Origin of the sequence: Psychrobacter sp. AT9 (assembly GCF_047272965.1) — a bacterium.
Classification (GTDB): Bacteria; Pseudomonadota; Gammaproteobacteria; order Pseudomonadales; family Moraxellaceae; genus Psychrobacter; species Psychrobacter glaciei.
In genome coordinates this window covers 2881531-2904031 of the sequence record NZ_JBKOTW010000001.1, presented here as the reverse complement: position 1 = coordinate 2904031, position 22501 = coordinate 2881531, and the positions used below count along the sequence as shown (strand labels likewise).

14 protein-coding genes and 1 pseudogene are annotated in these 22501 nt (G+C 44.3%); 10 read left to right on the top strand and 5 right to left on the bottom strand.

The window, feature by feature from the left end; all coding sequences use genetic code 11:
- Nucleotides 1-104: 104 nt before the first annotated feature.
- The 6 genes and pseudogenes from ACMFL8_RS12180 to ACMFL8_RS12155 form a co-directional block, all read left to right on the top strand.
- Nucleotides 105-1151 (top strand): annotated as a pseudogene (locus ACMFL8_RS12180) (methyl-accepting chemotaxis protein); the annotation flags it as partial.
- Between the two features lie 128 nt (nucleotides 1152-1279).
- Nucleotides 1280-2230, top strand: coding sequence for a CheR family methyltransferase (locus tag ACMFL8_RS12175; protein ID WP_413191131.1), 951 nt, complete (start codon nucleotides 1280-1282; stop codon nucleotides 2228-2230).
- Between the two features lie 30 nt (nucleotides 2231-2260).
- Nucleotides 2261-9220, top strand: coding sequence for an Hpt domain-containing protein (locus ACMFL8_RS12170; protein ID WP_413191130.1), 6960 nt, complete (start codon nucleotides 2261-2263; stop codon nucleotides 9218-9220).
- Entirely contained in the window at nucleotides 9210-10205 is a 996-nt protein-coding gene (locus ACMFL8_RS12165) for a chemotaxis protein CheB (protein WP_413191129.1), read from the top strand. Before ACMFL8_RS12170 ends, ACMFL8_RS12165 begins: the two co-directional genes overlap by 11 nt.
- Before the next feature lie 17 nt (nucleotides 10206-10222).
- Nucleotides 10223-10807 (top strand): hypothetical protein, encoded by a 585-nt coding sequence (locus ACMFL8_RS12160; RefSeq protein WP_413191128.1) that lies wholly within the window; start codon nucleotides 10223-10225, stop codon nucleotides 10805-10807.
- Between the two features lie 176 nt (nucleotides 10808-10983).
- On the top strand, nucleotides 10984-11511 hold the full coding sequence (locus ACMFL8_RS12155; protein WP_413191127.1) for a cytochrome b: 528 nt from the start codon (nucleotides 10984-10986) through the stop codon (nucleotides 11509-11511).
- Between the two features lie 109 nt (nucleotides 11512-11620).
- On the opposite strand, the gene minE is transcribed toward ACMFL8_RS12155, so the two are convergent.
- The 5 genes from minE to ACMFL8_RS12130 form a co-directional block, all read right to left on the bottom strand.
- Nucleotides 11621-11911 carry a cell division topological specificity factor MinE gene (gene minE, locus ACMFL8_RS12150; RefSeq protein WP_010201590.1) on the bottom strand — a complete coding sequence of 97 codons (291 nt, stop codon included), beginning with the start codon at nucleotides 11909-11911 and terminating at the stop codon, nucleotides 11621-11623.
- Nucleotides 11912-11913: 2 nt separating this feature from the next.
- A complete protein-coding gene (gene minD / locus ACMFL8_RS12145) occupies nucleotides 11914-12726 on the bottom strand; it encodes a septum site-determining protein MinD (protein ID WP_010201589.1) in 813 nt (270 codons plus the stop codon).
- 360 nt (nucleotides 12727-13086) lie between these two features.
- Nucleotides 13087-13929, bottom strand: a complete 843-nt coding sequence (gene minC / locus ACMFL8_RS12140) for a septum site-determining protein MinC (RefSeq protein WP_413191126.1) — start codon at nucleotides 13927-13929, stop codon at nucleotides 13087-13089.
- Between the two features lie 111 nt (nucleotides 13930-14040).
- On the bottom strand, nucleotides 14041-15168 hold the full coding sequence (locus ACMFL8_RS12135) for a hypothetical protein (RefSeq protein ID WP_413191125.1): 1128 nt from the start codon (nucleotides 15166-15168) through the stop codon (nucleotides 14041-14043).
- Nucleotides 15169-15614: 446 nt separating this feature from the next.
- A complete protein-coding gene (locus ACMFL8_RS12130) occupies nucleotides 15615-16571 on the bottom strand; it encodes an acyltransferase (RefSeq protein WP_189585569.1) in 957 nt (318 codons plus the stop codon).
- Between the two features lie 420 nt (nucleotides 16572-16991).
- On the opposite strand from ACMFL8_RS12130, the gene ACMFL8_RS12125 reads away from it, so the two are divergent.
- The 4 genes from ACMFL8_RS12125 (at nucleotide 16992) to ACMFL8_RS12110 (ending at nucleotide 22500) form a co-directional block, all read left to right on the top strand.
- Complete coding sequence (locus tag ACMFL8_RS12125) at nucleotides 16992-17648, top strand: OmpA family protein (RefSeq protein WP_189585567.1); 657 nt, start codon at nucleotides 16992-16994, stop codon at nucleotides 17646-17648.
- A gap of 289 nt (nucleotides 17649-17937) precedes the next feature.
- Entirely contained in the window at nucleotides 17938-19386 is a 1449-nt protein-coding gene (locus tag ACMFL8_RS12120) for an imelysin family protein (RefSeq protein WP_413191124.1), read from the top strand.
- A gap of 274 nt (nucleotides 19387-19660) precedes the next feature.
- Nucleotides 19661-21310 (top strand): di-heme oxidoredictase family protein, encoded by a 1650-nt coding sequence (locus ACMFL8_RS12115; protein WP_413191123.1) that lies wholly within the window; start codon nucleotides 19661-19663, stop codon nucleotides 21308-21310.
- A gap of 41 nt (nucleotides 21311-21351) precedes the next feature.
- Nucleotides 21352-22500, top strand: coding sequence for an imelysin family protein (locus ACMFL8_RS12110; RefSeq protein WP_413191122.1), 1149 nt, complete (start codon nucleotides 21352-21354; stop codon nucleotides 22498-22500).
- The last annotated feature ends 1 nt before the right edge of the window (nucleotide 22501 follow it).

Genomic DNA, 22501 nt, shown 5'->3' with positions numbered 1-22501 from the left:
TTAGTCAGCGTGGCGGCTCAGAGCGTCTACTCATCGAAAAAGAGACCTTACGTCGTCGTCAAGAAGCAGAAGCAGAATCCGAGCGTGCGCGCCAAATTCAAGAAGAGAATGAGCGCAACCAGATTGCAATTTTGCGTTTGCTTGATGAATTGGGTGATTTGGCAGACGGTGATTTGACGGTCAACGCGACTGTATCAGAAGATTTCACTGGGGCGATTGCTGATTCGGTAAACTTCGCCATTGACCAATTACGTCAATTGGTACTGGTTATTAACAGTACCGCTGATCGCGTTTCACAGTCCTCAGAGCAGACGCAGATGAATGCGGTTGAGCTTGCTGAAGCCTCGGAAAACCAAGCGCAAGAAATCGCTGGTGTATCCGCAGCAATTAATGAGATGACTGTCTCAATTGACCAAGTTTCAAACAACGCGGCAGAGTCTGCAACGGTTGCTCAGCGCTCGGTTGCTATCTCTTACAATGGGGCAGAGGTTGTACAGCGCTCTATTGAAGGCATGAACGTTATTCGTGATCAGATTCAAGAGACGTCAAAGCGTATCAAGCGCCTCGGTGAATCTTCGCAAGAGATTGGTGATATCGTTGGATTGATTAATGATATTGCGGATCAGACCAACGTATTGGCATTGAACGCGGCCATTCAGGCGTCAATGGCAGGGGAGGCTGGTCGAGGTTTCGCGGTAGTTGCTGATGAAGTTCAACGTCTCGCTGAGCGTTCAGCCAATGCTACCAAACAGATTGAAACACTGGTAAAAACCATTCAGGCGGATACCAACGAAGCTGTGATGTCAATGGAATCCACGACCTCTGAGGTTGTACGCGGTGCACGTTTGGCCAAAGATGCTGGTGAAGCACTAGAAGAGGTACAGAGCGTTTCTAATACGTTGGCAGATCTGATTCAAAACATCTCAAATGCCGCCCAGCAACAGGCTGAGTCTGCTGGACATATCTCTCACACGATGAATATCATTCAAGACATTACCTCACAAACCTCATCTGGTACGATGGCTACAGCGCGTTCTATTGGTGAGCTAAGTGAAATGGCTGCTGCCCTCCAAGAGTCGGTGACTGGCTTCAAAGTATCGAACGATGATGAGCAATTAGAAGCTGAAGAAAACCTATTGACCAACGCTTAATAATTAGCGAATGTGTAATAGGTAAGTATCATAATTAGTCATCAAGCTTAGGGTTTTGTTATCTTGAGATGTTAATCAAAGTGCTGCTCTAGTAGTGATGCTGGGCAGCAGTAATAATAGCAGGTCACGTGGATAAGCATACTCAACAAGACGTTAATGTAGTCGATAAAGCCAATCCCGATTTGGTGACAGTCTTAGGGCAAGTTAATGCCTTTGATACACAGCAATGGCAACGTTATATAGAGCAAGAAATTGGCTTTGTTTTACCTCCTATCCAACGACAGTGGTTGGTAAATGCGATTGACCGTACGGCTGCCGCGCATGGACTATCGATTTTGCAATTATGGCGTCAACTGCCAAGCAATGATGCGCTGCGCCAGCAATTATTGGACAAAGTGCTGATTGATGAAAGTCGCTTCTTTCGTCATATGCCTTCTATAGACTTCATTACAGAGTGCGCCTTGCGACACCAGCGACTGAGTCTAATAGATGACAGTATTGATGAGACGTTTCGTATTTGGAGTGTTGGCTGTGCGAGTGGGCAGGAGACTTGGTCGCTTGCCATGAGTTTGGCATCGAAGCAGCTGGTCAATTACGCCGTATTGGGTACAGATGTCAGCCAAAAAGCAATTACGAAAGCACGTTTGGCACAATATGACAAACGTCAAAAAACATTAATTCCGTCAAGCTGTCAGCAGTTTATTTACCCATTACATTCTGAAACTGTACCCGATCAATCGACTGTTTTTGATTCATCTATAGTAGAAAGTACTATTAACGACACTCAAGAACATTGGCAAATCGTGCCAACTTTACAGCAGTATGTTAGCTTTGCTTTACACAATATTATCGGTCAAGAACCACCCACGTCCAATCTACAGCAGGTCATCATCTGCCAAAATATGCTGCTATATTTTCGTAAATTTGATCAACGAGATATTCTTAACAAGCTGTCAGAGCAGTGTGCGCTAGGTGGTTATATAGTATTGGCTCCAGGTGAGGCGTTGTTTTGGCGTCCTTCAAATATGCGCCGTATTGCGCACCCAAAAATTAATGCGTGGCAAAAGATCAGTGCCTAAATTAGCGCCTAGACGAGTTAGGATAAATCTATGAAAAACCAGCCCAATGACATGGTGACGCTCGAGTGGTTATTACCACTTTTTAATCAGCAATTATCACAAGTATCTGATGGCTGGCAATTAGACGCTGACAGCAATAATTACGAGCAAATGGTGCAGCACTATCATCAAGTTGGTGGTGCTTTAACTATGATTAATCTGCCTTTGCTGTCAAATTTAGCGACTAAGCTGAGTCTGTTGGCAGGGGCGGGTAGCCAAGATGGTTTTACCCCTGATGATCGCCGCATCGGTCAGTTTTCTCATCGGCTGCTACAACGTGAGCTGACGCAATATATGCGTACAAGCAGTCATCATACCGCTCTAATCAGTAGAGCGGCTGATGATCTTACTCAGTCGCTATCACGACTGGGTATAGCGACCGACCATTTGTCACCGCAATCCACTATAGCCAGCAATGCTCATTACAAAGACCTTGTCGATGGCGTTATTAATTCTGAAAAAGTTATCGATGATATTGAACTAGTCGTGCCACGCCACGCGGTAGATGCTCATCTAGACACTCAGCAGTATCAAAAATTACTATTGGTTTGGCGTCAGCAAGTACAGGCGCTACTAGTTGCCAATAGCAATCAGCCCTCAGTACTGACGATCTTAGAAAAAGTAAGTGAGTATTTATGGCAAACCACGCAAGACGATGATTTGCAGCGTCTATGGTATTTAACCGAGCTGTGGTTGCGCGATCTTGCTCATAATAAAACACCGTTGCCTAAGCACTATGCACCGCTATTGGCAAAGCTTGAGCAAGTGCTAGAGTCTTGTGGACATCAAGCCGAGTTGGCGTCGAGCATTATTAAAGAATTGCTCGCCAGCCTCTATATTGAGCTGAGTGGTCTTGCGCAAAGCAGCGAGCATACTCAGTCTATTCTCAGTAATCTACCGCAAAGTGCGATAGTGGATGCACGTTTTTTACCTCGTATACTGAGCGAGCTTGAGACCCTCATTTTCAGTCTCGATCAACCGCAGACTTTATTGAACCCATTGCAACGCATAAATAGTCAGCTCGAAGCTCGAGGGTGGACTTTTTATGCCTCAAAAGCAGCATCCATCATTGCTGATATAGAGCGTGCCCTTTCCTCAGAGACTGGGTTTGCGCAAGAACAGTGGCAGATTGAACGCCAGCTTCAAGAGTTATATAGCGCTATTTATAATACAGAGCAGGCAATATCCACAAAGATCGGTGATGCCGCTGATTTTACGCCGGTGTCTGATGTAGCAGCGAGTGTCGACGCACAGTCAGATTCTAGTACGGACATCAACTCTACTAGTAAAAACTTACGTGAATTGCGCATTGCTGTTGAAGACATAAAACAAAGCTTTAACGCATATATACAGCGTCAGGATATTGCTCTCTTACCTGAGGCTGCTGATTTTACTAATATTGGTCATGCTTTTGATGAAATGGGATTGCCTTCAATCCGTGAAGCGACTGATGCTATAGCCAGCCTATTTGTACAACTCACCACTCATGAAATTGACGTGCTCAGTTGGAAGGTTACCCAAGCATTGGCTGAAGGTTTGACTTCGATAGAGCTGTTGCTTGATTATCTGGCTCAGCAAGTTTTTGACCAACCGCTATTAGTGTTGGCAAATCAGCATATTGATAATGCTGCCACATTGCTCAGTGAGTATATTCAAGCACCTGAAAGTGTTGACCAAAGCTTACCTAGCCAAAAAGTCGCAGCGACCGATGTACTGCGCTACGATGATAACGGTGAGATTGCGCCGGTTACTGAGCAAGCTCTCGATGACCAAATTCTTAAAGATCAAGACTTTAATGCGGCAATTTTGAGCCATGAAACGGCGGTAGAAGATGAGTCGAATAACCTCATTGTAAATAATACCGTCGGTGATGATTTCAGCACTGTTAATGATAGTGAAGCTTTGCTACGTGCGCGTGAACAAGTGAAGCCAGATAGTTTCGATATAGATGAAGATATTCGTGATATTTTCATTGAAGAGGTGACAGAGGTCGTTGAGGACTTAGAGGATTTTTTACCAATTTGGCAACAGGATTCACAAGATCTAACACCTTTAACAGAAGTGCGTAGAGGCTTTCATACGTTAAAAGGGTCGGGGCGCATGGTTGGTGCCTTTAGTATCAGCGAAATGGCGTGGTCAATCGAAAATCTGCTCAATCGACTTTTAGACAAAACACTGCCTGTCACTGATGAGGTCGTTGCGCTAGTAACAGAGACGACCAAGCGAATTTCAGTCTTAGTTACAGATTTTACGGCGCAACAGTCGCCAAGCTTTGATCCTGCGGTAACCATTTTACAAAGTCATAATATACTAACAGGACAGCCAGTTAACACGGGTTTAAACAGTGCCGTATCTGCCTCATCGGACACTGAATTAGACGAGGCTTTGGACTCAGATGAGCCAATGGCAACTGCTGAATATAACAATCTGGCAGACACGATTGATGAGTTTGAACATGAACAGGAAGTAGGCGAAGATAGAAACGTCATAGACTCTCTTTCTGGTCTGATATTACCCACTGTACTCATTCCTTTCATGCAAGAGACGCAGCAGTTACCGACAGATGCGAATGATGCCGATCCTGATATCAAAGAGATATTTATAGAAGAGGCGAATGAAGTGTTGGACGACATCGTGCCTTTATATGAGCATTGGCAGCTGTCTCCCACTGATTTGAGCGATTTGCCAGACATTCGTCGCGGATTCCATACGCTAAAAGGTTCTGGTCGTATGGTTGGTGCCAACTATACCGGTGAGCTGGCATGGTCAATAGAAAACATGCTCAATCGCATTTTAGATAAGAGTATTGTTGCTTCAGCTGATATGAGACAGCTTATTACCGATGTGTTAGCAGCATATCCTGCTATGCTCACCACGTTTGAAAGTGACAGCCAAGATTATCCAGTGCTAGTACCACTATGGATCGCCTGTGCGAACGCTTTTAGTAAGCAGCATGGTAATGAGTTCAGCTATGCCAAGTTATATGAGCAAGCGCTTACCTCTACTGAGCAACCTTCAGTATTACAGTCTGATAGTACGATCGAAAGTAGTGATGAAAACATTGATAATATGCTGCAGACCATTCATTCGGCTAATGAAATGATGGCAGAAGCGCCAGTCATTTTGACGCATCAAAATGCAGAAGAAAAAGCATTTTTTGAGATTTTCATCGACGAAGCAGAGACCCTATTACAGGAGGTTGATACCTTTGTTAATGAGCATCGAGGTCAGCCCTATGTTGCAGTTAGTGATCACATTGTTCGGGCATTCCATACCCTAAGAGCCGCTTCAGGTTCTAGCGCTTTGGCAGCGATTAGCGAAATCAGTGCAACAATAGAGAAAAGTCTAGAGCTGTTGCAACAGCAAGATATTCCTATGAGTGCGCAACACTTAGAGGCGTTAGCACAGTCTGTGACACTAATTAATGGCTATCTTAATAATTACAAACCAAACGTCGAACAGCAAGATATATCGGTAGAAGACGCGCAGAGCCAGCAAGATATTGCGTCATTGCAAGCGATGCTGGGTGAGCATTATGCTGTCGGCGATTATAGTGAGATAGCAGACAATAAACTCACTATAGAGCAGCTTTTCGACGAAAATATTGATGAACTGCTCGATGCTGAATGGCAATTAAATGAGGCATTGAGCCACTCCGAAAGTGAGCATGTCCAGAAATATATTGAACAACAATTGGCACAAATAAATTATCTGGCTAGCAAAGCGGTAGATATTCCAAAATTCACTGCAATTCTCAGTGCCTTAGCTGGGGCTTATAATCATCTGCAAGACAGTCCTGAAACAGCAGCTGATACAGACATTCAAACCACGTTGTTGGCTGGGCATGCGCAGTTAGTAGGGTTGTTCGATGCATTGGCCGGTAGCACGTCATTAAAAGTCGATGGGCACATTCTTGAGGATTTACAGCGTATTGCTAATGGCGCTGACACTGAAGATGACATTATTGATGAGGATAACGATGGTTTGCCTACCGTGCAAAGCGTCTCTGCCGCTGAGTTTCAGCTAGAGTCTATCGATACTGACATTGAACTGTTAGAGATCTTTTTAGAAGAAGCGCAAGAGCTTGATGATGCCCTTGCCGAAAGCTTTAATAAGTGGCGTGCGGATATTACTAACATCAATACGCTAAAGGTACTACAACGTCATCTGCATACCATCAAAGGTGGTGCACGCATGGCAGGTATCCGTAGTATTGGAGACTTGACCCATGAAGCAGAGAGTATCTATGAAGCTTTTGTAGAGCACAGACGCGCGCCAACCACACAGTGGCTTGAGATTATGCAAATCGTGCAAGATACCTTGTCGTTGCAAGTCATGCATATGGTAAATCATCAGCAATCATTTTTTGCTCCCGAACTTATCGAGCAATTACAACGTTTTGAGAAAGCACAAGTATTGCCAGATACGGTTAATTTGATTGTACCCGTGCCAAAACATCATACTGTCGCTGAGCCGCAAGCTGTTGAAGATGACTCTATACTCAGCAATGTCGAAAACACAGAAATACTGACGCTTGATAGAATGATTAAACAGTCATGGGCCAATGGCTTACCGGATCCTGACATATTAGAAGTATTCTTAGAAGAAGCAGAAGCGCTGACCAATAACAATCAATATCTACAGTTATTTTTAGATAACGTGAGCGATACAGTTGCCTTACAAGCGCTACAGCGTGACTTGCATACCCTTAAAGGTGGCGCAAGAATGGTCACGGCTAATGGAATAGCGGACTTGGCACACGACATGGAGTCGGTCTATGAAGATCTTGCCCATCATCGTCGTCCTGCTACAAAAAAAGTCTTAGAGCTACTCGTGGCCTGTCATGACTGGATGGCAGATGCACTATTTATTCTCAAGCAACAAGTCAACCCGCCAACGCCTGCTTTATTAATAGAGGCGCTACAAGAATTTAGTAAAAACCCTGATAGCTTAAAACAAATACCTAATGAATCTCTGCAAGCGCAGCGCAAAGCGATTTTGACTGCCAAAGAAAATCGAAACTCAGCAGGTATGGTAAAAGACATCAGTAAAATGCCGGCGATGATCGGTGAGTTTACGGAGCAAGAGCAGAGCGCTAGTAGCAATGAGATGATCCGTATCTCAGGTGGTTTGATTGAGCATATGATTAACTTGTCTGGCGAGTCGGCGATTAACCGTGCGCGTATTGACATGGGCATGAGTAGTTTGACCAACAGCCTTGAAGAGATGGGCATCACGGTACAGCGTTTGGCAGATCAGTTACGCCGAATGGAGATTGAGCTTGAAGCCCAAATCTTATCGCAGATAGATGATGAGTTGATAAGCCATGAAGGTTTTGACCCGCTAGAGATGGATCAATACTCTTCTCTGAATCAGTTATCAAAATCTCTGACAGAGTCGGCATCAGATTTGGTTGATATTAATCATACTCTTTTAGAAAAAACGCGTGATAGTGAGAGCTTATTATTACAGCTGTCGCGGACGCAAACTGAGCTACAAGATGGCTTGATGAATTCGCGTATGGTGCCATTTACGCGCTTAACACCGCGCCTTGAACGTACGGTACGCCAAACGGCTAATGAGCTTAATAAGTCGGTTGAGCTGACAATTATTAATGCTGATGACGAAATGGATAGAACCATTCTAGAGCGTATTACGTCGCCGCTTGAGCATATGCTACGTAACGCCGTCGATCATGGTATCGAAGACAGTACAACGCGTCTGAAAGCTGGTAAAGAGCGCAGTGGTAACATCACTTTAGAGGTGTTGCGCGAAGGCAGTGAAATTGTCATCAACTTATCCGATGATGGGCGCGGTATCGATGTCGAAGCTGTTCGCAGCAAAGCCATTGCGCAAGGCCTTATCGATGCAGCAGACAGTAGTCTGACCGATCTTGATATCATGCAGTACATCTTTAATGCGGGCTTGAGTACCAGTAAGCAATTAACGCAGATCTCAGGGCGCGGCGTTGGCATGGATGTCGTCATCAGCGAGATTCGTCAATTAGGTGGCGTCGTGTCTGTAGTCTCTGAGCTGGGCAAAGGGTCGCGTTTTACCATGCGCCTACCGCTTACAGTAGCCGTATCGGATGCCCTAGTAGTGCGAGCAGCAGATCGCTACTATGCCATACCACTGGTTCAGATTGAGCGTGTGGTACGTATCAATCCAGAAAAGCTTTATGATTACTATCAGTCAAATGACGCCACGCTAAACTTTGAAGACGCTGATTACCGTGTGCGTTATTTAAATGAGATTTTATCGGGTAATAAACTCAATGAGCTGGTGGTCAATACCAATACGAGCTTGCCGGTGATTATCATCAAAAACCGTACTGGACAGAATATTGCTCTGCAGGTCGATCAGATAGCTGGGTCACGTATCGAAGTCGTAGTAAAACCATTAGGACAACAATTCTCAAACCTATCGGGTATTTCAGCCGCTACCATCATGGGTGATGGCTCGGTCATGCTTATCTTAGATTTGATTGCCTTGATGCGTAATGCACCAGCGCTTAAAGAAGTCATGCCATCTGTTGGCTCTAAGCATAGACGCTTAGAATCTCAGCCGACGGTTATGGTCGTCGATGACTCGGTCACGGTACGTAAAGTAACGTCGCGCTTCTTAGAGCGTCAAGGATATAAAGTTGCCGTTGCCAAAGATGGTGTCGATGCGATTGAGATACTACAAGAGACGATACCGGATCTTATCTTATTGGATATTGAGATGCCACGTATGGACGGCTTCGAAGTGGCCATTCAAATACGCCACAATAAACGCTTGCAGCATATTCCGATTATTATGATTACCTCACGTACTGGTGAAAAGCATCGTGAGCGTGCTCTGGAAATTGGGGTGAATGATTATATGGGTAAACCATTCCAAGAAAACGAGCTACTGAATAAAATCCAAATGCTATTGGGTGAAGAGGTCAGCTTAACTTATGAAGGATAAGGCACCTGTTCCATTAGCGCTCAAAAACAAAAGTGATATCAAGGTGCTGGTAGTCGCAGAAGATCATCACCAGCGTATGGCCTTTTCGGATACCGTACGTGGCTGTGGCTTTACCCTCATTGATTGTGTATCACGGGCGCAGTTGCACGATAAGTTTGAACGTTATGAAACACCCATTGATATTTGGTTGATAGACAGTGATTATGATGACAGTGTAGCCACGGCTACTGCTATGTCTCAATCAATCGGGGTTTTGGTGGGTTTTAGTCAAGCGCCTTATTTAAATGAGGCAAAGCAGTATGCTAAATGGCAACGAAAACTAAAACGTAAGCTTGCACAGATGCTACTCCTACCAGCATTGGTAGATACCAATGCTTATCAGAGCGATACCAATGACTGGCAGTATGTTGTGTTTTTGGGTGCGTCTATGGGCGGTCCTAGCGCTGTAAAAGAGTTCTTAGATAACTTGTCACCCACGCTACCCATTTGTATTTTATTGGCGCATCATTTCAACCAGACGATGATTGGGACGCTACCACGCATACTGAATCGCCATAACGATTGGCGCTGTCAAGTTATTACCTCGTCACAACGTTTACAGGCGGGTCAATGTTTGATTGCGCCTATTGATAAGCAAATTGTTTGCGATTCGACCGGACGGATTATATTACTTGCTAAAGCATGGGAAGGTGATTACAAGCCCGCTATTGGTCAGATCTTAAAAAACACCAGCGATGTTTATGGTAGTGAGCTGATCAATATTATTTTTTCAGGTATGGGTAACGATGGGGCTCAGCATCTGGATTTAATCCAAGACAATGACAGTCAGTTGTGGGCGCAAGATCCAAGTGTCAGTACTTGTCCTAGTCAGCCACAAGCGATTGTTGATTCTGGATATTGTGATTTTATTGGTAGCCCTGTGGCTTTAGCACAAAAACTTACCGACTATATTGGTGAAAGGGCGGCTGTTGCCTCTTCGCATTAATCTATTGTGAGCGACGTATGAAACAAATTCTAAAACATTCGTTTGAGGCAGTAAGCTTGCTAACCACGAACAATGGTATGCTAGATGTCACTATCGTTCCAGCATTTAATCAGCCTGATTGGATTATTCCGAGCAGCCTGATTTTGAGTGTGGATGACTTTGATGAGCATATTTGGACTTATCTGTGGCAACAACAAGAAGTCGCTGTATTCCATTTGCTATCCAGTGGGCAAACGCCAGAAAAGATCATAGTATTAGAGGGTAATACGGCTGCCCATCGCATAGCATTACAGACTGTCGGTGAACTGCACCAGCTACAAGTACGTATCTCTGACGTTAAGGATATTGAGCTTCCTGAACAGTATACGAGCAATGCGAATATCGATTATAGCGTCGCCCAAAAAACGAAAAACAGCGACAGTGAAACGGTTCAAGCGACTGGCGAAAATCTGACAGATAGCGAAATCGACTACGTCAAAGAGCGCTTTCAAGAAAACGTTGTAGAGTCCTACTTGTTTCAAACCGTAATTATCGATAACATTCTCTACTTGGTGCCTGATTTGGATAAAATTGCGCATCAATTGGTTGATTTAGACAGCTAGCTTTTTTAGTAAGTGTGGCCTATAGTGAATAGCAATTCATTAGTCTTAATCATGACTAATGATCACGACTAATGATAGTGACCAGTAACATCGTCAAGACTAACCTAGCCACAATGACTGTGCCGCCTGTTATTGTCTTTATCTATAAATGTTGGTTAGAGTGAATAGAGCAGCCTATGAATGATATCGATGCGAATGTTTCAAAGTGGTCAATCGCTAGCCGCTTATTTCACTGGATCAGTGCGGTTTTATTGCTGGTAACGTGGCTCATGATGCTGTTATACCAAAATCTTAATGACAATCTCTATATTGGGCTACACAAGGCCTTTGGTATAAGCTTGTTATGTTGGATGATAGCGCGAGTTATCAATCGCGTCTTTACCAAAGTACCACCAGCGTTACCGATGCCTAAGTGGCAGCTGTTGATGTCAAAGTTGTCGCACTTTGCGCTATATGCTTTGCTAATCGCGATGCCGTTAGCTGGCCTACTGATGTCAGTCTATGGGGGTCGACGGGTAGATATATTTGGTTTATTTCAGATTCCTGTCTTTGTCACCCCAGATAGAGGTTTAGCGCGTTATTATAATGATTTACACGCTGATATTATCTGGCCCATGATTATTGCCTTTACTGTATTGCATATCGGTGCAGCTTTGTATCATCAGTTTGTCAAAAAAGACAATTTGATCGCACGTATAAAGTAACGACGAATCCAGAAAGTATACGTCCACAAAAAAGCCCTCAGTATTTTACTGAGGGCTTTTTTAGATTAGGGCTTAACTAGAGCGCTTGTTCCATATGCTTTTGAACAGATTACTTTTTATGCTCAGGCAAGTTGATATTCATCTCTAGCACATCTAAGCTGTCTTCAGAACGATGATTGATATTTACATCGTCAATTTGCACGCCATTGACGTACTTATTCACCACTTCTAGTATTTCACGTTTCATTTTTTCGATACGATCCGCTGTTAGGCGGTTGTTTAAGCGATTTTCACTCGCAACGATAACCTTGAGACGCTCAGTGGCTAAATTGGCACTGCCGACATTGCTGCTGTCATCAGTACCAAATAAATTGCTCCAAAATCCTTTTTTCTTACTCATCATTAACCCCCAAACCAGCGCTGTAATAAACTCTTTTTCTTTACGTCAATATGACGTAACGGCCGCTCTTCGCCTAAGAAACGGGCGACAATGTCATCATAACATTGACCAGCGATAGAATCGGTATAATGGATAACCGGCTCACCGTGGTTAGATGCCTCAAGCACTGAATGGCTTTCAGGGATAACGCCGAGTAACGGTACTTTCAAGATATCGTTAGAGATGGTATCGATGTCCATCATCTCATTCGCTGCCGCACGTTCGGCATTGTAGCGAGTGATAACCAAATGCTCACGGATAGAACCTTGGTTCTCTTCGATCTTTTTGGTACGGCTTTGTAAGATACCGATAATACGATCCGAGTCACGTACTGAAGAGATCTCAGGGTTGGTCACGATGATCGCTTCATCAGCATGATACATCGCTAACTGGGCCCCGCGCTCGATACCAGCAGGAGAATCGCAAATGATGTAGTCAAACTGCTTAGACAGTTCAGCCATTACTTCGGACACCCCTTCGTCTGTCAGCGCATCTTTGTCACGCGTCTGACTGGCAGGTAAGATGTATAAGTTCTCAAGCTGTTTGTCTTTGACCAGTGCTTGTGACAAGCGCGCGTTACCGCTGATGACGTCTACAAAGTCATAAACAATTCGATTTTCACAGCCCATGATCAAGTCTAGATTACGTAGACCTACATCAAAATCGATAACAACCGTCTTATAGCCACGCAACGCCAAACCAGCGGCAAAAGACGCACTAGTGGTGGTTTTGCCCACACCGCCTTTACCTGAAGTGATTACAACAATCTTCGCCACAATGGCACACTCCTATGAATCAATGGGATATCTATTAAATAAAATAGCGCATTCTCTTATGCTTATTATTCACATGTAATATATGCGCTGCGAGCGTAAGCCTAGCATAAATAAACAAAAATTTATAGCAAGTCTGCACTAAAGCGAAAAACAACGATTATCTGCGTTAAGTGCTAATGCCTATAGGCATTAGCACTGATAGATAGGTTACATAGTGGCAGAGTAAATTATTTGTCTTGAGACAGTTTTGTTAACCAAACTTACTGAAATATTAAGTAAGATATTTAGCCATTATTTTATTAGCACTACAGCGAATGCCTTTGATGTTTATGCATAAAATTCGACAAATCAGCCGTCTAACTAAGCATCATCCATCACGGTAAATACCAAACCTTGACCTTCTATAAAGCGTACTTGTACTGGTTTGTCGATTACGTGTTCCGGTAAATTGTCTCGTAGGCAGTAAGTGCCTGCGACTGACACCAATGACGGGTTAAAGACCTGACAAAAGATACGAGCATCTTTGTCGCCTGTTGCCCCTGCGACCAAACGACCTTGGGCGCGGCCGTAGACATGCAAGCTGTTGTCGGTAATCGCTTCAGCACCACTGTTGACACTGTTGGTCAAAATCAAATCCCCACCGACATGGTTGAGGCTCTGTCCTGAACGTAGCATTTGATCATAGATGAGGCTGGTGATATGTTCAGCGCTTACCAAGGTTTCTGCTGGAATATTAGCGATGGTCGTCTCGGTCGCTGTCTCAAGTGCGGGTTCAGACGCTGCGGCTACGTCATTCGTGCTGGTCGACTCTGTATTTTTGGCTTCTGATGCTTTATTGACCTGAGCAGTGGCTTTTTTACTGGGTAGAATACGCTCGATACGTTTGCCGTCGGCAGGAAATATTGCCAATCGCTGCTCACGTGCTTGTGCATCTAACACACCTGTCACGACACCGATAGGTTGCAGTCCCCATGACCATAACAGCTCTACCAATGCAGACAGATCTTGTTCGACCTCGCTATCAATGAGGATAGGGATATTGCTGGATTTGTTGCTAAGCGTTTCAGCAAGCTGAGCCTCGATAGCGCTCAAGTCATCCGTACTGAACTGTAAGCGCGAAAAGGTGAGCATCTTACCGTAAAAGGCGAGAGCAGGCGTAGCACTCGGGGTTGGGCTGCTGTTGTCGTTATCTAAAATCGTCATAAGATTGATCCTCAAAAAATATCGTATGGCTGCATGCGTACTATATTTATTATTATTTAGTGGTTATTTACTTAGGTGCTGGTTATTTAGTAGCCATTTTTAGCAAAAATGTTATAAGTTAAGCATATCTTGGTGCTTCCATTGCTGCACTTTTATTTGTGCTTCAAATGCTGTCAAACTGTCCTCAATAATGCTAGAAATTAAAGTATCCAGCGCGGTGTTGTTGGTATCGATTTGTGCCACACCGCTGGCAATAGCGACCATCAATGCATCAAGACGTTCAGCATCAAGGAGACGCTCGTTTAAAGCAATGACCACATTTTCGCCAATATTGTGTCCCACATGCTGCAATTGCGACTCAATCAAGCCACCAGCGATGGGTATCATGCGCAAGTAGCGACGTAACTCTGGCGTATTGGCCAAACCTTCTTTGATCGCTTCGCCCATCGCACCAGCTATCATGTTATTGCCTCCTGGTGAGGCCGTCAGCGCTTGCAGTTTTGGCGCCAGCTCTGTGCGTAGTAACGACAATAATGCTGTTTCAATCTCATGACGGTTGCGAGCAATCGTTGATTCAATCAATGATTTGTGCGTTTTGGTGTCGGTAAGCTGCACACGAAAATTATCGATTGCAGTCAAAATGACACGATCTGACAACTCTTCTAATAGCAGATCAATATAGAACTTGATGCGGTCAATCCACGACTGCGGTAGTACTTGATAGCCAAGCTGGTAGAGTCGGCGGCCGATGACCACTACTCGAAATAACCGTAGCGCGCGTAGCTGCGGAAAACAGCCCAATACCTCATACCAGTGGACAAACGGAAAAAAGAACCAGCGATAATAAACCTTTTCTTTAATGGCAATTGCCCAGCGTAATAATAGCTCGACAACTAAGAATATGGTGAAAAACCCACCCGCCGTACGCAACGGATCATGCAAGGTGCCTTGATACCAGTTAAGCGCATCACTCAGTGTCAGCCACCCTGCAACATTGCTACTAAAGTTACTCATCAAGATGGCATCTATGCTAATCAATAAGAGATCAATACTAATAGCAACAATCATCAAAATGTCATAAGTCAGCTTAAAGCGACTTGGTTTGGGACGATTTGACTGTGGTGACTGCGTGCTTGAAGGTTGCATGCTCGGAGATTGACTGCTTGCTAAGTTCGATGACTCATTTGGCATTGCTGCGGTTATTAGCGAGCTTTTTGTAGGAGAGGCGGGCACAGTCATACCTTTTAGTAAGAAATGGCATAAGAAATAATGTCATCAGTAGACAGAGTCAATGATGATATTACAACTGAATAAGCGAGCGTTTTAATGACTATTCACATTATCAATGAATGCCATCAAAAAACAACCCATCAACCATTATAATTTGGTATTTTATATCAATTGAGTAAAACCTGATATTAGGGCGTGTCCTCAATCTGAACAGTAAACTGTAAACGGGTTAAAAATGGCTAAATATTTGCCAAACTGCGTCAACAAGTAGCTTGCTCATATCTCGATATTATCTGTACTACTTTCCTTGTTTAGCTGCCATTTATCTCATTTTTATCAGCATTTTCAAAACGAGGACACGCCTTAGCCAGCTTTTAGTGTTTATATTGCAGCATAAAAAGTATGGCAATATTGTGATTTGCAGATTTACTGAAAAAAATAATTTATCGTTCAGTCTATTTGCTCTGCGGGTTATCTGCAAAGTCAGCAAGCATGGTGGTAATAAGGTCATCTTTTTGACACCATATCTGTTCAACCCAATCAAACATTTTAGCCTTTATTGCCTCATCCTCTTCATAGCCACCATTTTTGATACCAGAAAACAATTCGTCAGGTATTTTAATATACCGAACGTCAACGCCCAAGCGTCTGATATTGCCTTTCCATAGATCACCATAGGTTGGCACGCCATCCGGATAAACAATGGTCATATCCAAAATACCATCGATGTCATCCCCTAGTGCATTGATAGCCAGCGCCAAGCCACCCGCACGCGGTTTCAGTAAATGCGTATAAGGTGCATTTTGTTTGTCATGTTTTTCTTGCGTAAAACGTGTGCCTTCTAAATAGTTTAATAAGGTGAACGGTTTGTCTTTTAATAACGCGCAGGCACGCTTGGCTTCTTCAATATCTTTGCCCTTTAATGCAGGGTTTTTGGCAACCTTTTCTTTAGGATGGCGGCGCATCATTGGGAAGTCTAAAAAATAAAAGGCTTGACCAACGATTGGGATATAAATCAGCTCAAACTTGGTAAAAAATCGGGTGAGGGGCAGGCGCTGTTCACCAATGTATTGCACGATACTGGTATCGACCCATGACTGATGATTGCTAACCAGCAGGTATTTACCGGCCATATGGACATCATCGGGTAAGTTGATACGCCAATCTTTACGTGGCAACATATTATCGATCAAGGCGTTATTACTACTAATCCAGTGGGCAGCAATTTTTATCACGGTTTTATCCGCAATGGGTGCTCCAGTAATCATCTTGGTCGCGCCCATTAGCCATAGCGGGATACTATAACCAAAGCTATTGGCCGCGATGACACTGGCTGCTGTAGTCAGCGAAACTGCCTTGCCCAATTTTGGGGCGCGTTGATGTATTTTTTGAATAGTAGAGGTCAGGCGCATGTTTAATCCCTGTCTATCGATATTGTTGATATATAAACACTCCATTTCTGAAGTCGTTATTTCCAAAATTTTTGGCGGTTTTATAGGGTTGAAATCGCGCTATATGTTTAGTGGTGTTATTAGCGCTGCTTCACGGTCAACTTTATTGCATGATTTTAACAGAAATTATTCATAGTGTACGACTGTAAACGTGACTTGCCATGTCTGGCCTAGCAGAGATGGATAATACAAAGGAGAAGAGTGCAAACCCTCCTGCACTTCTCATACATAGATGTGACAAAATATTACACATAAATAGATGGTAATTGCCATAATAATAACGAACGAAAGTAAGCACCTAAATAAGATTCATAAATAATCTTTATAAAAAGCACAGCTTAACAAAGCACAATTTTAATTTAATACTTAAGAGGAAATATTATGCGTAATACATTAATGATTGCCGCAGTCGCATCTGGTTTAGCACTTAGTGGTTGTGCTACTGATCCAAACACTGGACAACAGCGCTTGAACAAAACTGCTATCGGTACATTGGCAGGTGCTTTAGGTGGTGCAACCATCTCTAAAGCAACTGGTGGCGACAAAACTGGCCGTGATGCAGCGATTGGTGCCGCATTGGGCGCTGGTGTTGGTTATTACATGGAGCGTCAAGCTAAGCAGCTTGAGCAACAGATGGCTGGTACAGGTGTAACGGTTGAGCAAAACCCAACGACTGGTAACATCGATTTAGTTATGCCAGGTAGCATCACCTTCTCATTTGATGATGCTACATTGAGCTCATCGTTCAAGCCAACACTTGATAAACTTGCTTCAACGATGAACCAGTACAACAAAACATCAGTTAACATTGCTGGTCATACCGATAGTAAAGGTTCAACGTCATATAACATGGGTCTATCACGTGATCGTGCTTACTCAGTGGCTAACTATCTGACTGCTCGTGGTGTTGCTTCTAACCGTGTCAACGTTGTTGCTTATGGCGAATCACGCCCAGTAGCTGATAACAACACTGATTATGGTCGTCAGCAAAACCGCCGTGTTGAGCTAACCATTAACTCACCACAAAGCGTAAACTAATAAATGGTTTGATCACCATTTATTTTAGTCGCTTACAGTAAGAATAGTGCAAAAAAGGTCAGCAATACGCTGGCCTTTTTTTGGGCTTAGAATTTGATGAGCCAGCTTTTGATCAACGGTAAGACGCAATCCTTAAATTATATTTGATAATAGTTATCAATAACATTATAATTCGCAAATATTTGAATATTTCAGCAATAGTAATGACAGTGTTTAGCAGCTATGACCCTATACATCAGTCATTTATTGTACTTGCCTTTTTTTATAATGTATCTCATCGAGGACGTGTATGAATATGACCACAGTGACGAGCCGTAAAATTTTACCAACTACTTTAGCCGCTGCGCTTGCAGGGATACTGCTGGTATCGGGTTGTACCAAGCAAGCCAATGACGATGCCGCCACTGATGCACAAACAGAGGTGCAAAACACAGACGCTGCCAATAATAAAACCACATCAGGCGCAGAGCAAGCCAATATCGATCGCTTGGCACTTAGCTATGTAAATATGGCTCATGCTGCCTACAAAGATTCATTAGACACCGCAAAGACTTTGCAGACGGCAGTGAATGCTTATGTAGATGCGCCAACTGAAGCGAATCTTGAAGCGGCAAAAGCTGCCTATAAAGCGGCGCGTCAGCCTTACTCACAGACTGAAGTGTTCCGTTTTGATGAAGCATTTGTGAGCGCTGATGACCAGCGTGAGATTGGTAGCGTTGATGGCTGGGAAGGACAGGTCAATGCATGGCCGCTCGATGAAGCGCTCATTGATTACGTCAGCGATGATTACGAAGGTGAATACAACAGTCAAGACAATATCATCAATAGTGATAGCATTGCCGTCGGTAGCATTAAGCAAGATACCAGCACGATTACACCGCAACTTTTAGCAGACATGAATGAAATCGGTGGTAGCGAAGCCAACGTGACGACCGGCTATCATGCGATCGAGTTTATGCTATGGGGACAAGATACCAACGGCGTCGGTGAGGGTGCAGGCAACCGTCCGATTAGTGATTACAATACCACCGATGGCGAATGTACTAGTGGTGAAAGCGCCAATACCGATGCAAGCATTTGTGAGCGTCGCGGCGAATTCTTAAAGGCCGCTGCGCAGTTATTGGTTGATGATTTGACCGCGATGGAAGCCCAGTGGCAGCCTGACAGTGAGCATACCTTACGCAGCGATATGATAGCGCGTAAAGATAACAATGGCCTGCGCCAGATTATGTATCAGATGGGCAGCTTGGCATTTGGCGAGTTGGCCTCTCAGCGTATGCAGGTCGCCTTCGTCACGGGATCTACCGAAGACGAACATGAATGCTTTAGTGACTTGACCCATCTGAGCTACGCCAATAATGCTCGCGGCATTCAGAATGTCTTTAATGGCAGCTACAAGACCCTCGCGGATAAAACCGTTGGTGGCTATGGCGTGAAGAACTACCTGATTGATACGGGTCATCAGGATGTTGCTGATAAGCTGGCTGCTGACTTTAGTAAAGTAGAAAGTGATTTTAATATCATCGTCGAAAAAGGCGAAAAAGAAGGTATTAAGATTGATCAAATGATCGCGACCGTTGGTCAAGCAAGCAAACAAGGTATCTCTGCTGAAGAGCAAAATGCTCGTCGTGGTTGGATCGAGACTGCCATTACCAGCTTGCAGGAATTGACGACTGGTATCGAAAGCGCGGCAAAAGCGGTTGGTATTGATAATCTAGATGCTGATGCGGGTTCATAGTTTTAAGCTAGGCTGTTTATACGCTTACTAGCGTCAGTTGTATTCATTTATAATGCCTGATAAGTCGCTATAAGTGAATGAGAATTATTTTCATAAGAAAGTAATTTATGTATAATACACACGTTGTCAATCTCGGTTGGCAATGTGTTTTTTTATGCCCTATTAAAATAACGCTACCAGCCAGCTTTCTTACAGTTGTACCCTGTTGACTGTAACGACATATTGTTATGGTGCGCGATTTTGATGGTTCTATACTAGCGCTAAGGCAATGCTTATGAACGCCATTTCTGCCACGAAAGACAAACTATCTATGTCTCTTCATACCTCTTTATTGTCTAAAAATACACCGTTAAAGCTTGCGCTTAGTGCTCTCTGCGTCTTGTCACTTACGGCTTGTCAGCCAACTGACAGCTCATCCGCTAATAAGAATGACGTCAATGCTGATAAGCAGGATAAAACCTTGTCTGCTGAACGCAGTCAAAATATCGAAGCGCTGGCTGGGGTGCCCATGCAGCAGCTTGCCTCCTTTGACCCGCAAGAGATTAAGCAAGGCGGTGATAGCGGTATTAGTATTACCAGTGCTGAGAGTTACTCAAAACCTTCATCAAATCTCACTGCCTTACGCAAAGGTTCTTTTTTCATTGGTAATGCGTTCTTTCAACAACCGTGGGTGATTGCCCCTGCTAGCACGGACAGCCGTGACGGTCTTGGCGCGTTATTCAATGTCGCCGCCTGCCAATCATGCCATGTCAAAGATGGTCGTGGGCACGCGCCGATGAGCAGCAAGGACGATGCTGATAGTTTATTAATACGTCTGTCTATGCCAGCGACAACGGATGAGCAGCGTCAGCAATTGCAGGATTCCCTGATCGAAAAGGTGGTGCATCCTATGTATGGCGGTCAGCTACAAGATCGTGGTATTCAGGGCGTACCGGCTGAAGCGCGAATTGCGGTACAGTGGACCGATATGCCAGTTACTTTTGCCGATGGTTATGTTGAAACCCTACGTGCGCCTAGATTTGAGTTGACAAAACCCGGCTATGGGGCGTTTGATAATGAAATGATGGTATCACCGCGAGTGGCTTTACCAATGATTGGGCTTGGGCTCTTAGAACAAATACCTGACGATGATATCAAAAAACAAGTGATTAATAACAATAGTACTAGCGACATCAGTGGCAAGTTTAACTGGGTGATGGATCCACAAACTGGCAAGCATGCGCTTGGTCGTTTTGGCTGGAAAGCTGGTCAAACCAAGCTGATTACACAAAACCAAAGTGCCTTTAATGAGGATATGGGGCTGACCTCAAACATTCGTCCTCATGAATCCTGCATGCCGAGCCAAACCGCTTGTATTAACGCGACTACTGGCGCTGATGAGCAAGGTAATGGTAAGCCGCCCGTCGAAGTGAATGATGAAATAGCCAAGTTTGTAGAATTTTATACGCGGAATTTAGCGGTGCCACATCGTCGTAATGCCGATGATAAGCTGGTACTGGCTGGTAAAAAACGCTTTTATGATATGGGTTGTCAAAGTTGCCATACGCCAAGATATCAGTTGCCAAAAACCGATGACGATCATCTTGAGCAGCATGGACAAGTCATTTATCCTTATACGGATTTGCTGCTGCATGATATGGGCGATTCGCTTGCCGATCGTACGATAGCGGGCAAACTACCAGCAAAAGATGCGCAAGTTGAGTTTTTGGCCAACTCATACGAGTGGCGTACTCCTGCATTGTGGGGAATTGGTCTGGCTCAAACCGTCGATCCACAAGCGACCTTTTTACATGATGGTCGCGCGCGCACGCTGATGGAAGCAGTGCTATGGCATGGCGGTGAAGCAGAAAGCCAACGCCAAAAAGTGTTGAAATTAGATAAGCAAGGACGCGCTGAATTAAACGCCTTCTTAAAATCATTATAAAAATGATATAAATTACTACTTATCCCATTACCGAGAAACTTATGAAAATAAACCCTGCATTAGCAATGGCGTTATCGGCACTGAGTGCTGGATTACTCATCAGTTGTGTCAAGCCTGCCGATGAGAATAAAACAGCAGAGGTGGATAGCCAAGCCGTCGCGCAAGATGGCGCTGCTTCAAACAGTACGGCCGCCGATAGCGCGAATGACGAACAGATAGTCGCCATAGATATCAGCGCGGAGACCGAAAAAACCTATCTGACCCATGTGGCTGAAGACATTGTCATTCCAGCTTATGCGGATGCGGCGAAGCAAAGTGGTTTGTTACATGATTTGGCGCAGAAGCATTGTCAGCAAGCGCCTGTCAGCGGTGATGAATTGCAAGCGTTGCGTGCTCAGTGGTTGGTACTGGCGCAAGCATGGGCGAGTGCTGAGATGATCAACTTTGGTCCTGCGACTGCTAGTATGAGCAACTTGTACATTAACTATTACCCTGACGAGCGCGGCTTGGTACACAGTGGTGTTGCAGAGCTAATCGCGGCCAACCCAAAACTAACCCCAGAGCAGCTCGCTAACGAGAGCGCTATTGTGCAAGGTGTACCAGGTCTGGAAGAGGCGCTATTTGCCAATGACAGCTTGAATGCTGCTCAATGTGCTTATATAGTCAGCGCCAGCGCGGCACTAAGCACGCGATTAAAAGACATCGAAAGTAACTGGCAGCAGAACGCCACGACTTTACTGGCGATTGATAAAACGGCTGATAGCGATCAAGGTTTGAACCAGTGGTTTAACGCTTTATTGTCATTGATTGAGACGATGAAGACCAATGCTATTGATGAACCATTAGGTCTCACAGGCAAAGCCAAGGGACATCTGCCTGCTGCTACTGCTGGACAAAGCCGCGCTATTATCAATGCTAAGTTGGCTACCTTGAATAAAACGCTGACTGACCCGGTATTGACGGCCATTCTTGGTAGCAATGATGAGAATGCTATTGCGGCCAGTCTATCAAGCGAGCTGGCTGATACGACCACGCTATTGGCGCAGATGCCAGAGAATTTAGCGACTGCCGATAAAGCCAAGCAGCAAGAATTGTTTGATCATTTTACGACCATTACCCGTCTGCTGAAACGCCAATTGATTCCGACCCTCGGCATCCGTGTTGGCTTTAACAGCAACGATGGCGATTAAG